12 protein-coding genes and 4 tRNA genes are annotated in these 14,502 nt (G+C 38.2%); 10 read left to right on the forward strand and 6 right to left on the reverse strand.

Features of this window, described 5'->3' with window-relative positions; genetic code table 11:
* Window positions 1–13 precede the first annotated feature (13 nt).
* The 5 genes from AC1M89_RS11945 to AC1M89_RS11965 all read left to right on the forward strand — a co-directional run bounded on the left by AC1M89_RS11945 (window position 14) and on the right by AC1M89_RS11965 (window position 1,032).
* Window positions 14–90, forward strand: a tRNA-Asp gene (locus tag AC1M89_RS11945).
* A gap of 23 nt (window positions 91–113) precedes the next feature.
* A tRNA-Val gene (locus AC1M89_RS11950) sits at window positions 114–189 on the forward strand.
* Window positions 190–240: 51 nt separating this feature from the next.
* Window positions 241–317: transfer RNA gene (locus AC1M89_RS11955), tRNA-Asp, on the forward strand.
* 92 nt (window positions 318–409) lie between these two features.
* Window positions 410–485 (forward strand) — tRNA-Val (locus AC1M89_RS11960).
* 76 nt (window positions 486–561) lie between these two features.
* Window positions 562–1,032, forward strand: coding sequence for a DUF2750 domain-containing protein (locus tag AC1M89_RS11965; protein ID WP_035268330.1), 471 nt, complete (start codon window positions 562–564; stop codon window positions 1,030–1,032).
* A gap of 5 nt (window positions 1,033–1,037) precedes the next feature.
* On the opposite strand, the gene AC1M89_RS11970 is transcribed toward AC1M89_RS11965, so the two are convergent.
* The 5 genes from AC1M89_RS11970 to AC1M89_RS11990 all read right to left on the reverse strand — a co-directional run bounded on the left by AC1M89_RS11970 (window position 1,038) and on the right by AC1M89_RS11990 (window position 8,373).
* Window positions 1,038–1,778, reverse strand: coding sequence for a YdcF family protein (locus AC1M89_RS11970; protein WP_481614255.1), 741 nt, complete (start codon window positions 1,776–1,778; stop codon window positions 1,038–1,040).
* Between the two features lie 142 nt (window positions 1,779–1,920).
* Window positions 1,921–4,527, reverse strand: a complete 2,607-nt coding sequence (locus tag AC1M89_RS11975; RefSeq protein WP_481614256.1) for a PepSY domain-containing protein — start codon at window positions 4,525–4,527, stop codon at window positions 1,921–1,923.
* 155 nt (window positions 4,528–4,682) lie between these two features.
* On the reverse strand, window positions 4,683–5,243 hold the full coding sequence (locus tag AC1M89_RS11980) for a YcxB family protein (protein WP_035268336.1): 561 nt from the start codon (window positions 5,241–5,243) through the stop codon (window positions 4,683–4,685).
* A gap of 101 nt (window positions 5,244–5,344) precedes the next feature.
* Window positions 5,345–7,519: a YccS family putative transporter gene (gene yccS / locus AC1M89_RS11985; RefSeq protein WP_481607731.1), complete on the reverse strand. Its 2,175-nt coding sequence runs from the start codon at window positions 7,517–7,519 to the stop codon at window positions 5,345–5,347.
* 146 nt (window positions 7,520–7,665) lie between these two features.
* Window positions 7,666–8,373: a nitroreductase gene (locus AC1M89_RS11990; protein ID WP_481614257.1), complete on the reverse strand. Its 708-nt coding sequence runs from the start codon at window positions 8,371–8,373 to the stop codon at window positions 7,666–7,668.
* Between the two features lie 376 nt (window positions 8,374–8,749).
* On the opposite strand from AC1M89_RS11990, the gene AC1M89_RS11995 reads away from it, so the two are divergent.
* The 5 genes from AC1M89_RS11995 to AC1M89_RS12015 all read left to right on the forward strand — a co-directional run bounded on the left by AC1M89_RS11995 (window position 8,750) and on the right by AC1M89_RS12015 (window position 13,907).
* Entirely contained in the window at window positions 8,750–10,003 is a 1,254-nt protein-coding gene (locus tag AC1M89_RS11995; RefSeq protein ID WP_481609009.1) for a DcaP family trimeric outer membrane transporter, read from the forward strand.
* Between the two features lie 510 nt (window positions 10,004–10,513).
* Window positions 10,514–11,761, forward strand: coding sequence for a sodium/glutamate symporter (gene gltS, locus AC1M89_RS12000; protein WP_481596313.1), 1,248 nt, complete (start codon window positions 10,514–10,516; stop codon window positions 11,759–11,761).
* A gap of 131 nt (window positions 11,762–11,892) precedes the next feature.
* Window positions 11,893–12,888 (forward strand): patatin-like phospholipase family protein, encoded by a 996-nt coding sequence (locus AC1M89_RS12005; RefSeq protein ID WP_481609010.1) that lies wholly within the window; start codon window positions 11,893–11,895, stop codon window positions 12,886–12,888.
* A gap of 153 nt (window positions 12,889–13,041) precedes the next feature.
* Window positions 13,042–13,221, forward strand: coding sequence for a hypothetical protein (locus tag AC1M89_RS12010; RefSeq protein ID WP_035268348.1), 180 nt, complete (start codon window positions 13,042–13,044; stop codon window positions 13,219–13,221).
* A 170-nt stretch (window positions 13,222–13,391) separates the two neighbouring features.
* Window positions 13,392–13,907 (forward strand): acyl-CoA thioesterase, encoded by a 516-nt coding sequence (locus AC1M89_RS12015; protein WP_035268353.1) that lies wholly within the window; start codon window positions 13,392–13,394, stop codon window positions 13,905–13,907.
* Window positions 13,908–13,938: 31 nt separating this feature from the next.
* On the opposite strand, the gene AC1M89_RS12020 is transcribed toward AC1M89_RS12015, so the two are convergent.
* Window positions 13,939–14,289 (reverse strand): hypothetical protein, encoded by a 351-nt coding sequence (locus AC1M89_RS12020; RefSeq protein WP_228143104.1) that lies wholly within the window; start codon window positions 14,287–14,289, stop codon window positions 13,939–13,941.
* Window positions 14,290–14,502 lie beyond the last annotated feature (213 nt).

Below are 14,502 nucleotides of genomic sequence, written 5' to 3' on the forward strand. Positions count from 1 at the left end.
ATATTACATAAGTGCAGCGGTAGTTCAGTTGGTTAGAATATCGGCCTGTCACGCCGAGGGTCGCGGGTTCGAGTCCCGTCCGCTGCGCCATCCTAAAAATCAAAGCCTAATAAGGGCGCTTAGCTCAGTTGGTAGAGCGTCTGCCTTACAAGCAGAATGTCGGCGGTTCGATCCCGTCAGCGCCCACCATATTCAAGCTGAAAAGCTTATATGACCCTAATTGCGTAAGCAGTTACCGTTGCAGCGGTAGTTCAGTTGGTTAGAATATCGGCCTGTCACGCCGAGGGTCGCGGGTTCGAGTCCCGTCCGCTGCGCCATTTTCTAGATCCCTTGTCTAGATATGATGGTTTCAATCAGCAAGATTTCTTTCTTGCATCGTAAAAATAGCGATGCTATTTTTATTCCTCAAGGGCGCTTAGCTCAGTTGGTAGAGCGTCTGCCTTACAAGCAGAATGTCGGCGGTTCGATCCCGTCAGCGCCCACCATATTCTTTCTATAAAAAGTCTTTTAAGTTTCTATAATTTATATAAAATATGATGAATTCATGTTTATAATAGAATTATGAGAAATCCATACCAGCGTAAGCCTTCAAGTACCTCTATTGCCTCTACAGTTGTCTCTCCAAAAGAACAATACCAACAATTTATGGAAACAATTGTCGCTCAGGCTAAAGTTTATAGTTTATATAATGATGGCTGGGCATTGTGCTCCACTCCATCTGGTCAGCGCACGCTTGCTGTTTGGCAAAGTAAAGGTATGGCACAATTATTGGTTCGTGATAAGTGGGAAAAATATCATGTGGAGGAAATCCAACTGATACCATTTATTGAACAAGTTGTTCCTTATATTCGACAACACAATACTCATTTGTCACTTAACTTGATGCCAGAAGGTCAAAATGTTTTGGTATCGGGGCGACAATTTCTAATTGACCTAAAAGCTTATCTATACCAGTTATCGATCGATCAACCTGAAAAATTAAATAGAGAAGGGGTTCCTTCGCCTCGAAAAATCCGAATACATGATAAATAGAAAATTTAGTATTCTCTTAAAATCCAACCACTAATATAAGCAAAATATTCTCTAAGCCATGCGTTATATCGTGTGGTTAAAGGAGTTTCAGCACTGACTGATGTGATTTGGGTATAACCTTGAAATCGGGCAATGGCTGCAGCACGTGGTGTATGAAAATCACTAGTCACAACCACAATATGACTATCTTGGTTTAAGCCTATTCTGTTTAGCAGCGGAACACTGTTTTTTAGATTGAGTTCGGTGCTGGTGCTTTGACTTTCTTCAAATATACGCTGTGGGTGAATACGATACTTGTCGATCAAATATGCTTTCATAACTGCAGCTTCAGTAATTTTCTGATCAAAACCTAAACCGCCAGTTACAATAATAGAACTACTGGAATATTGAGCGGCGATCGTTGCACCTTGGTCTAATCGAGCCTGAAGCGTTGGGGAGGGTTGGTTATTGATTAAACCACTACCCAAAATAATAATCGCATCAGGTGGTGTATTCATGATGGGGGAATGATTTGATTTAGCTAAAAAATAAAAAAAAATAGCCAAGCTGATTAACCAGATGGAAAAAATTGTCCATCCCATTTTCCAAAACAAGTTAAAGTTAGAATGATTCAAACGGTAGTGTTGGATTTTCTTATTAAAAAACAGACATACAATAATCATTATGCCAATAAATGCTGGAAGTACAGTACCTAAATGAGTTTTATTTTGACTGATTAAAATGATTCCATCGATTAATAGTATCAATGCTATTAACCAAGCGAAAAATTTTAAAATCCTTATATACATTCGATGTCATCACTAGTGGGAAATGAGAAAAAGTATATCGCATAAAAAAACCGAGCAGATTAAATAAAAATCGTGCTCGGTTTTGATCATAATAACCGTGTTAGTAAACGTCTCTACGGTAGCGACCAGCTTGTCTTAATTCATCTACAGTAGTTTCACCTAAGATTTCAATTAAGGCTAGATCAACATCGCTTGCCATACCATTGATACTGCCGCACACATAGATTACAGCACCTTGATGAATCCATTTAACGACTTCATCCGCATTTTGACGCAGAATATGGTGTACATAGACTTTTTCTGGTTGGTCTCGAGAGAACGCGAGATCAATACGCTTTAACATCGCTGTATTTTGCCAAGCTTCGATTGTTTCTTTATAAAAGAAATCATGTTCGCGTTGGCGTTCACCGAAGATGAGCCAGTTGTCAGTGTAGTCCAAACGTACGCGAGCTGAAATTAAGCTCATTAGACCTGCGATTCCTGTCCCGTTACCGATACAAATAATCGGTCGATTATCATCAATTAAATGGAATGATTCATTGGTTCGAATACGAAGTTGTACCTGACTACCAACCGCAACATGATGTGTTAACCAGCCTGAGCCTAAGCCGAGTTGCTGCTGTTCATCACGTTGTTGACGTACCACCAAGCGCATCATGCCTTGAGTTGGAATACTTGCGATCGAATATTCACGAGTAGGTAAATTTTCAAGCTGCTCAACGAGTTCCTCAGCTGTAGCAAATGGCTGAATCTCGCTATTTAAATTTTTATTCCACAGGCTTTCAACTAAGGTTTGACCTGTAGTTGCGAGAACTAAAGCCTCATCTAAGTTGTGCTGTTGTAAAAATGCTTGAATACGTTCAATGCTATTGCCGGGTTGAATTTCCGCAATATCTCCAGCTTGCCAGATCGCGTCGTGATCAGACTCAAGCTCTAAATTATAAGCTGGTTGACCCAAACTGTTTGGATTAAGCAGTGTACGTTTTTGAAGTTTCCATTGATCAAAGACTTTATCAATAGATAGTGTTGCTAATTCCAATTGAGCCGCTTGTGCGAGTGCATCTGTCCAATTTTGAATATCTTGGTTATTGGCATTGTCCACTTCAATCACATTAAAGAGGGGAGTTGCACCAGATGCATTGAACCAGTCATAAATACGATGACCAAAACTACAATAAGTGTCAGGATATTCACGTGAACCAAGTGCCATAACTGCGAATTGAGCATGACTTAGATTCAGTGGATGAGACATCAATTTCTTTTCAAAGCTTGCAGCTAAGTCTGGAGCTTCACCTGTACCGTAAGTACTCGCGACCACTAGAATTTGAGATGCTGTTTGTAGCTCATTAGTGGTCAGGCTTTGCACTGATTTAACAGTGACGGGTTGGTGTGCTGCTTGCAGAATTGAAGCTGTACGCCAAGCCAATTGCTCGGATACACCAGTTTGACTTGCATAAGCGATGAGCCAAGGTTTGGCATTTGGATCAACATCAACCACTGCTAAATTTTGCTTCGCTTCACGGGTCAATTGTTTTTGCTTGCGGCGTTTGAGGTAGAGCATCCAACCCGTCACAAAGAATAACGGCATAGCGAGTGCAGCTAACATCGCGAAGAACTGGTAAATAGGACCAAAGAAGCTGCCACGGTGTACAGGTAACATGCTGCTCATGATTTTTTCATTGAGCTTTTTGTCTTCGTACAATTCAGCATCTTTCAATTGATTCGTATTTAAGTCGACAGTCGCTTTGTTACGAGCACGTTCATGTTGCGGAACAGGATCAACGAAACTCAGTTCTAATTCACCGTTTGCACGTTTAGGAATGGTGAAGGTTACGGAAGAAAATTGATTTTTAAACTGTTGATTAAAAGTAGACCAAGATTGGTTGAGCGCAAAGTGAATCTGTTCTGTTTGGAGTGATTTACGCTCTTCACGTCCTTCACGTCCTTCACGTCCTTCACGTCCTTCACGTCCTTCACGTTGAGCATTTGGTCCAGCATTTGAACCAGGACCTCCCGCTTGCATTTGGGGTTGCGGGCGCTCAACACCAAGCACTTTAAACATGCCGTTGCGCCACCAGTCATATGACCAATATAAACCTGTGCAAGCCAACATGAGATAGAAGATGGCCACCCATGTTCCAACGACTGCGTGTAAATCCCAAATAAAGTTTCGACCTTTTAATTTGGGTTTAACTGAAAACCATTGTTTGAAACTGTGTTTTTTCGGCCAACGTAGATATAAGCCACTGAGGACAAAGAAAATAAGAATCAGTGTACATGCACCGGTAATTTGTTTTCCAGCTGGTCCGACTGTCAAGTTACGATGTAGTTGTTGTACGAATGCGAAGAATTTTCGACCTTTAATTTCAGGTAGTAATTCAGCACTGTAGGGATTGATCATCATGGTCAAACCACGACGTTCGCCTTCTTTCGCAACATTGATACTCGATGAGTCAGTAGGTTGAGCAGCAATTGTAATGCTATTGATTTTAAGATCAGGATGCTCCTGCTGGAAATGTTGATAAATTTCAGCTGGTGTTAATTTTGGGCGTTGTTCAGCAACAACTGTATAACTTTCCTGATTGATCAGCTTGATAATTTGCTGCTCATAAGAATATATCGCCCCAGTGACACCCATAAGTGCCAAAATAAGGCCTGCTGTTATTCCGAAAAACCAGTGTAACTGGAAAAATATTTTCTTGAACATAAGGGTCTGAGTGAATTGGAATTTTTGAATGGTGCGATTATAACCTAACTCAAAAAAAGTGGAATGTATTTGAAGATAATATTTATTCTCATTCTCATATAAAAAATTGTGATAAAAAAACCTCCAAAGTTGGAGGTTTTAATATAAAGCCGTATTTACAGTGATTTTGGCTCACCAACGCTTTCTTTTAGATGTTTACGGATGGTCTCGAAAGAGAAATTTTTGCTGTTCATTCGTTTTGGCAAGATATAAGCGCCTTGCTGACCTTTAACTTTAAAGTTCACCAAAATGAAATCTGGCGTGTTATACCACTCATAGATATCTTTCCAACCAATTGAACCTACACCTTCTTGTAGTCCCATTTTTTGACGCATCACGATACCATGAGGCTGAACACCTAATTTAATTCCAGTAATTTCTTGTACTGGAAACTCATTCATTTTACGTTTAGCGTACCATTCTAGTCCAAACTTTCGCACTAAAAAGTATGTCAGCACACAGACTAAAGCCACCCAGCAAAATACAGTAGAGTAATTTTTAATAAAAATTAGACCCAAAATTGCAAGCGCAGTAATTGCACCCATAATAGCCCAAGCTTTAGTTCCAATTTTATTTGTGCTGCGCCAGATTGCGAGTTGCGCATGGCGTTGTTCAGCTTCAGTAACCTCGTAAGGAACGGGTTGTAAAGTGTAGGCGTATAAGTTTTTTGCAGTCATAGTTTCGTTAACAAAATGTGTATATCTGAGCAGAGTTTAGCATTAAATTAATACAATCAGGGAGTATATTGTACTAATTTACTGCCTTGAAAATTCAACATTTACAGTGATGCCAATGCGCTGGATTGAGTATCATGTTCATGACTTAAACTTTGTTTTAAGGTACTTAATCGTCTTAATACACCAAGCATTAAAGAAAGTTGCTGTAAAACAATCAATGATTTATGTGAATCCTGATCATCTTTATTCAAACGTTCACGAATCGCGGACTCCAAATTTGTCAGATTTAGCTCAGGGAATTCATCTCGCAAAAAAGCACCTTGGATATCATTTAACGCTTGTTGAAGTAGTTCTAATGTTGACTGATCTTGAATTTTTTCACGGTGTGCACCTAGCGCAGCAATATAGCTGATAAACGTATGATTGAGACAGAGGAACTCAAATGCTAAAGCTTTTTGTGTTGGATCAAAATCAGGTTCTGTTGCTAATGTCGATATGAGTGATGCAACATCAGCATCACGATTATGTGCAGTGCGGCGGACTACGCGGTAGTTCAAACTGTTATTACGTCCATGATGATACTGTTGTACGACTTCAGTAAGATACTGGCATTGAGCTTCAAGTGAACGTCTGATTGAATGGGGGAGTCGTCTGAATTTCCAATCTGGAAAAATAAAGCTCACCCCAAACCATGCCAATGCACAGCCAATTAAAGTATCTAACATTCGAGGAAATGCCGCTTGGAAACCTAAACCGTCCAAATTGAAATTAATTAAGGCTAAGATCGTAATAAAGGCAGTGGCTTGCGCATATTGCTTACTGCGTAATTCAAAAAATAGGACGCCACTCACAATTAATAATAAGAGTTGACCTTCGACAGAAGGAACGAAATACAGAATTGCAAAACCAAGAATAATGCCACCGAGTGTTCCCATGATCCTGAGTCTGAGTCGACGTTTTGTGGCGTTGAAGTTTGGTTGACTAACAAATAGGGCTGTTAACAGTACCCAATAACCGTATTCGATATTGGTGACTTGAACAAAAACATATCCGATGAAAAGTACGATGGAAACACGAATTGCATGTCGAAAGAGTACGGATTCAGGGGTTAAATTTTGTTTGATACGAGAAACGATATCTTCCCAACCTTTCAGATCGTCATCTTTAAGTTGGTTTTCTAAATGTTTAGTGCGGTCAAATTTAATATGCCGTTCAGTTTCAAGATTTCGTAATTGAGCATCGATGGCTTTTAAGTTCTGGAGTAAGGCAAAAAGAGCATTAACCCAGATAAGATCATGTTTTTGTTCATCACGGATTTTTTCTAATGACTTTCTGAGATTACTAAATGCATGTTCAAAACGTGGATTATGCTGGTAAGTTGTGCGATTTAAGATGCTTTCACTTAAATCTTTACATGCTTTTGCTTGCAGTGTAAGAATACGTTGGAAGCGAAATAAAATATCACTATGTTCAAAGGCTTTGGTTAATTGTTGATAATCAATATGTGCCGAGTCAGCTCGCTCGTGAATGTCCTGTGCAATAAAATAATATTGTAAGCTGCGACGGGTATCACTTTGACCACGATCTCCTTTTAATCGGGTAAGGAGTGTGGTTTTCATATCATTAAAGATACCTACTAATTTCCCATTTTCCAGCGACAAGCTGATCATACTTTTTTGGTAGCTATTCGCTGTCATATCCACATCAAAGAGATTGGATTTAGCAAAAAGGAAATCACCGAGTGAAGAATAGCTTTTCGAGAGCTGATCTTGAACTTGTCGAGCTGGAAAAATTAAGAAACTAAGCGTAGACAAAATCCCATACCAAATGGCACCAATCACCAAAAGACTAGGTTGCATGTACCATTCGTCAAAAATATCAACACCTAGCATGGCATATACAGAAATTACTAAGCAACCATATGAGATGGTGGCATAACGTCTGCCTAATGAGCCTAGTAAAATGAGACCAATACAAGAGATGATCAGGCCTGAAGCAAAAAGCACAGGATACGGGAATAACAGTTGAACAGAAGCTGCCGCAATAAAGAAACCAATATAGGTATAAATCAGATTCATGATACGTACTGAGAAGCGATCATCGATGTCGCTCAGCCCAGCAGCAACAACCCCTAATGTTAATGGGATCGTCATCAATTGCTGATCTAACAGATAGGGAATAAACGCGGTACCTGCGAAAGCGACGATCATCCGCAGGTTATACATAAATGAAGTATTATAGGTCGCTTTTTTAAGCTGAATCAGCCATTTGTTCAAACCAGAATCCTTTATGAATAGAGGATAGGGGGAGATGAATATAAGTTGAATATTCATCTAATTTAAATAGGGATTATATGCTTGAAATTAACTGTTTGTCTTTATAAAACCACCCTAACTGAATGAGCGTTTTGATCCTTAAAAAATCAATCTTCCAAGAAAACAGCAAACTCTTCAACTGGAACTCGAGGTGTTCTGAAAGTATTCACAAGCGCATCAGGGTCGGCATAGCCTAAAGCCATCCCACAAACGAGTTCTTCGTTGGCAGGAGCATCCAGAACATCAGTGACGATTTGATGAAAATGATTCCATGCCGCTTGAGGGCATGTATCTAAACCACGTGCTTTTGCTGCTAGCATAACATTTTGAATCATCATGGAAATATCCATTTTAGAGCCAATGCCCATGGCTTTATCCACGGTAAAGAAAATGCCAACAGGTGCATCAAATAATTGATAGTTTCTAAGATGTTGTGCAGCCATCTTATCCTTTTCACCTTTTTGAATGCCCAGCAACCCATAAAGTCCCCAACCATTTTCACGACGACGATCGATATACGGGGAAATCCATGTTTCTGGATAATAAGCAAAAGTCTCGTTGTATTGTTGAGCAAGTTCAGGGTTTTGATAAAGTTGCATTTGTGCATGACAAACTTGATCAATTAAACGTTGACGACGTGCGCATGTCACCACATAGACTTTCCAGGGTTGAGTATTTGTGCCAGAAGGTGCTCTTGATGCGACTTCTAAGATTTCTTGGATAAGTTTTGTGTCTACGGGGTGATCTAAAAAGGCACGTATAGATTGGCGGCCAGTGATCACTTCATCAACGGCTTGAGTATGTTCTGTGGACATTGCAACTCCTATTTGAATAATTTTGGATGATCCATGATGTCTCTACGACTAAGGTATAATTTTGAATATGCTTTTAAATAAAGATTTTATAAATTATACAGATATAAACTTTTTTCAATTCATCATCAGAAATTGTGATTGAGAAAATTGGTTTTGACAATAAAAAACATTTAATTATGAAACATAAGTTGCTAGATTAAGTTACAACGAATACACATTATGTTACGTATTTATTTTAATCAATTCATCAAATTTAAAAAAAAGCAGTTTAGTGCATCGTTGATTATTTTAAATTAATCAAACGTTGTGATTGGGATTCAGCAGGTTGACCAAGCATATGTGCACGGATGCAAGATGAAATAATTGGAGATTTTTAATGAGTCAATCAAAACATCAAACATTTTTAAAGAAAAGTTTAGCAATCGCAGTTGCAACTTTTGCAGTTTCTACTGCACAAGCAGCGACTGAAAAAGATGAAATTCAAAAATTACGCCAAGAAGTTGAAGCGTTAAAAGCTTTAATTCAACAGCAACATCAAGTACAACAACAGCAGCAAGTACGATTGGCTGAAGTTAAAGCTCAACCAGTAGCAGCAGCGCCTACAAACTTGAAAACTAAAGCAGGTGCTGAAGTGAATCTATATGGTTTTGTACGTGGGGATGCGAACTATATCATTGAAGGTGCTGACAATGACTTTAATGCTGTAAACAGCGTTGGAACGAGTAATAATCCGTTAGTTGAAGATAAATTACGTGCAACTGCAAAAACAACACGTCTTGGTTTAGATTTCAAATCTAAAGTAGAAGGGGCAGACGTTGGTGGTAAAGTAGAAGTGGACTTTGCAGGCTCAAATGAAGCATTACGTATTCGTCATGCGTATTTAACACTAAATAATTGGTTATTCGGTCAAACTACTTCAAACTTCTTGTCAAATCATGCTCCAGAAATGATCGATTTTGGTACCAACATTGGTGGCGGAACAAACCGTTTACCGCAAGTGCGTTGGTCTCACAAATTAGCGCCAACAACTCAATTATTTATTTCAGCTGAAGAGGGTAATTCTACTGGAGATGGTATTAAATACCGTCTTCCAACTTTAACTGCAAAAGTCACGCAAGCTTATGCAGAGGGTAAAGGTAATGCTTCAGCTCGTGCCTTAATCGAAAATTATAAATCTGATACCGCTGGTGATGATAAGACTGGTTTTGGTGTAGCGATCGGTACAAATTACCAAATTAGCGAACCACTCAAAGTATCTGCTGACGTGTCTTATGTAAAAGGAAACAGCAACTATTTATATGGCTCAAATAGTGCTTATGTTGTCGATGCAAATAACAATATTGAACAAAATGAGTTTATTGCAACCCAACTTGGTGCTACATATAAGTTCTCACCTCAGTTACGCTCAACACTGGCTTATGGCGCACACTATGCTGATGACAGCACGGGATATGCTAAAGCGAACCCAAGTGCAAATGAAACTGTTCAACAAGCATGGATTAACTTTATCTATACACCTGTGAAACCTGTTGATTTAGGTGTTGAATATATCAATGGTAAGCGTGAAACTTTCGCAGGTCAAAGCTATAATGATGACCGTGTAGGCTTAATGGCGAAATACAGCTTCTAAGCATGAGTTATAAAAAACCGAGCATAGTCTCGGTTTTTTTATTCACTTGTCATTCATCAGTTCAGACTAAAGAATGTCTGAATTTTGCTGATTGAATAAACAAAAGTAATGCGAATTATAAAAAAAAGTGCATAATGTTCGGCTTAAACAGTGAGCAGTCCTGATCATCAGGAATTTCTTAATCATTTTAAGTTCACTAAAACATATTTAAGTGTTTGTTTGAGCCATAAATCAATTGTATCTAGCCAAACGTATGTCTAAGAATAGAGTGCGTTTTGAGCAACTGATTTATTTTGAAAAGTGTATGTTTTTTATTAACAAGATTGAATCCAATGAAATCGAGGAATTAATATATTGTTACTCAATTAAAAAATTTATCTATTCTTTTAGATAATCAATATTGAATAAGGATATGTTTATTTTTGGATGTGAGATTCGAAATAAATCTTATTGATTAAAAAACAAGCATAATATGAATTAACAGTCATCTGTATTTGCTGAGAATTAATGATGGAATTTACTTTTAACGCTTTTTACACGTTAATTGCTGCAGTAATAGTTTTATTGCTTGGCCGTTTTCTTGTCAACAAAATCGACTTCTTAAAAAAATACAATATCCCAGAGCCTGTAGCTGGTGGTTTGGTTGCTGCCATAGTTTCGTTAATTGTTCACAATTTGTGGGGTTACAGCATTACCACGAGTAGTGAATTGCAAACCAGTTTCATGTTGGTGTTTTTTGCCTCGATTGGTTTGAGTGCAAACTTCGCCAAACTCAAAGAAGGTGGTATGGGACTGGTGATCTTCCTGATCTGTGTCGCATCATTTATTATCGTACAAAACTTTGTCGGTATGAGCCTTGCAACGTTACTTGGTATTGATCCACTTATAGGTTTAATTGCAGGTTCTATTACCTTAACGGGTGGTCATGGTACTGCTGGTGCATGGGGTGAGATTTTAGAAGTCGAGCATGGTATTCAAGGTGCTTTAGCACTGGGTATGGCAAGTGCGACATTTGGTTTGATTATTGGTGGTTTGATTGGTGGTCCATTAGCGAAATTATTGATTAATAAGCACCAGCTTTCATCACCAGTGACGAATTCGGTTGAAAAAGACACACGTGATGCGAATGCAATTGCAAATCCGAATGATCAAGGCGAGTTTGTGCCTTTTGAAAACCGTAATCAAGTTCGTTTAATCACTGCGGACAATGCGATTACCACATTAGGGTTATTTGCTGCGTGTTTGGCATTTGCTGAATTTATGACAGGTTATAGTAAAGGCACTTGGTTTGAGCTTCCAACTTTCGTTTGGGCATTAGGTGGTGGTGTTATCCTGCGTAACATCCTCGAAGGTCTCATGAAAGTGGAAATCTTCGATCGTGCAATTGATGTATTTGGTAATGCCTCTTTATCGTTATACCTAGCAATGGCACTTCTTTCACTTAAGTTGTGGCAATTGGCTGATCTTGCAGGCCCATTGGTTGTAATCTTAACAGCTCAAACCTTAACTATGGCTTTGTACGCAGCATTTATCACTTTCCGTGTGATGGGTAAAAACTACGATGCAGCAGTTCTTGCAGCAGGTCACTGTGGTTTCGGTATGGGAGCAACACCAACAGCTGTTGCAAACATGCAGGCGATTACAAATATGTATGGTCCTTCACATAAAGCATTCCTCATTGTACCTTTATGTGGCGCATTTTTTGTTGACTTAATTAATGCAACTGTAATTCAGATGATTTTAAAATTCTTTGCTTAACATAAAATCTTCTTAATAAAATGTCATGTACAAAAAGCCCCGCATCTGGGGCTTTTTGTCATAAAAAATTCATACAGACGACTTGTCAATGATATGCTTTCATTCAGTTTTGATTTTTAATTTCTGATGCAATGAAGAAGTTTGTACTCCTGATTTCCCTCTTACCTTTGATTGGCTTACAAGCCTGTCAACAGGTTGTAGCCAAAGCTCAGCTTTCAAAATCTGTGTCTACACCTTTGGTGGATGCTTCATCTCATATCATTAAAAATAAGCATAAGAAAACTGATGCTCCAAGTATTGCATTGGTGCTTGGGAGTGGGGGAGCGCGAGGCTATGCGCATATTGGTGTCATTGAAGTTTTAGAGCAACGTGGAATCAAGCCTGATTTTATTGTTGGTACCAGCGCAGGGAGTATAGTCGGGTCAATATATGCCAGTGGAAAATCAGCAAAATCGTTACGTGAAGTTGCATTAAATATGCAAGTCAATGATGTACGTGATTTTAACATTGGTATTCAAGGATTTTTTGATGGCGCTAAGGTTGAGAACTATGTCAATAAACAAGTGGACTTTATGCCCTTAGAACGGCTTCCTATTCCAATGTATGTGGTGGCAACAGAGTTAAAAAATGGAAATTTAACAGTATTTAACTATGGTAATACTGGGCAAGCAGTGAGAGCTTCTATCTCTATTCCAAGTATGTTTATTCCCGTAAAAATTGCTGATAAGGATTATGTTGATGGCGGTTTAGTGAGCCCTGTACCAGTCAATGTGGCGAGAGAATTAGGGGCAGATATTGTCATTGCTGTTGATATTTTGGCCCAGCCAGAGCACACGGAAACCTCGAATGTGTGGGGGATGTTTAATCAAAATATAAATATTATGCAAAATAAGATCGCGTATAACGAGCTAAAAAATGCAGATATTGTGATACAGCCAGATCTAAGAGAAAAAGCACATATCTTTGATGTTAAGGGTCGTGAAAATACGATTCAAGCAGGTATGACTGCAGCATTGAACAAAGTTAGTTTATTAGATCAGATACGTCATCGGACGATAGGACAATATGATGCTCATCAGTATCCTGCCCATGATGATAGTAAAAGAGCTGTTTGTTTAAATTGCTAAATTGAATCAGATCTTAATTGTCTCATAAAATATATAAAAAAAATAAGTAAAATCATTGTTATAAATTGAATGATTGTTATATTGGGGTCATAAAAATGAGGGTTAGTACTTTATCTAACCCTTAAAAAGATGAAATATAAATTAAGGTGTAGTGTGTCAGTTTTTCAAGTTGGTCAAATTGTTTATTTAGCGTCAAATTCAGATATTACATTCGAAATAATACGAATTAACTATGATGAAACCTATGAAATCCAAGTCAAGAATCAAGCATCGTTAAAGTTAAAATACGATAATATTTCTGCTGAGATGCTTCGTTTAGTCAAAGATGAATAAATTTTAAGCAAATTTATCATAGTTTCTGAGAGCGAATGATTTCCTCTGATACTTTTAAGCTATCAAGTCTTGAAATTATTGGAGTTTGTTTCTGATTTAAACATTTTATAATCAAGAAAAAAGTTATAATAGTGTATTAAATCTCCTGTCATGATTGAGTTCTAATATTTATGTCCGAATTTAACCAAGCGTTACCGCTTGCAGATGATCAGTCTGAATTAACGATGTCTGTATTAATGACGCCGGATATGGCGAATTTCTCAGGTAATGTACATGGTGGAACAATTTTAAAGCTGCTTGACCAAGTTGCTTATGCGTGTGCAAGTCGATATTCAGGTTCTTATGTGGTAACTTTATCTGTTGATAAAGTGAACTTTAAAGAACCAATCCACGTGGGTGAGTTGGTGACTTTTTTAGCCAGTGTGAATCATGTGGGGCGTACCTCAATGGAAATTGGGATCCGCGTTGAAGCACAAAATATTCAAAAACGTACGGTACGACATACCAATAGTTGTTATTTCACAATGGTCGCTGTGGATGAACATGGGAAACCAAAACAAATTCCACCGCTAAACCTAGATAATGACTGGAAACGCTGTCGTTTTGAAGCTGCTGAGCATCGTAAAATTGCTCGTTTGAATGAAAATCATCATCCTTCTTGCAGCATATATAAGAAATCGGTTTAAGAAAAAAGACTTCACATGGTGAAGTCTTTTTTTATGGATTTTGTAGCTTGGCGAGGGTATGTCCATCGACAATCATGTACCAATTCCCTTGTGCATCCTTGTAGGGGTGACGAGTGACAATAAATTTCGTGTTGATAGGACCTAAACCTGTTTCAAATCCAGTATCTGAAAACTGTTTAATTGGAGCTGAAACGGCGGTTTTTTTACTGAGCTGATTGTTACTATATTCTATACGACCATTAGCAGTAATATTCAATTGAACACGACTGTCCGCGCTAATCCAATGTCCTACATAATCCAGTTTATCCTCTGGTAAAGGTTTGGAACATGCAACCAGCCATAGGCTGAGTATAGCTATCCCAAGAAATTTCTTCATTTTCATGTCACGTGATTAGAATTAAATTGGCTTTTTGGTTAAAATATGTGATTTATTTTTCATTTATATCGTTTTATAATAATTATGTATATGTGTTTATCGTAATTTATAGAGAATTATTCAAAAAAACAGGCATAAAAAAGTAGAGCTGTAGCAAAGCTCTACTTTTAATCAGATCAAGCCATCGGGGGAAGACTTGGTCTAAAATTCAGTCAATTT

The organism is Acinetobacter sp. ANC_7635, from assembly GCF_056779945.1.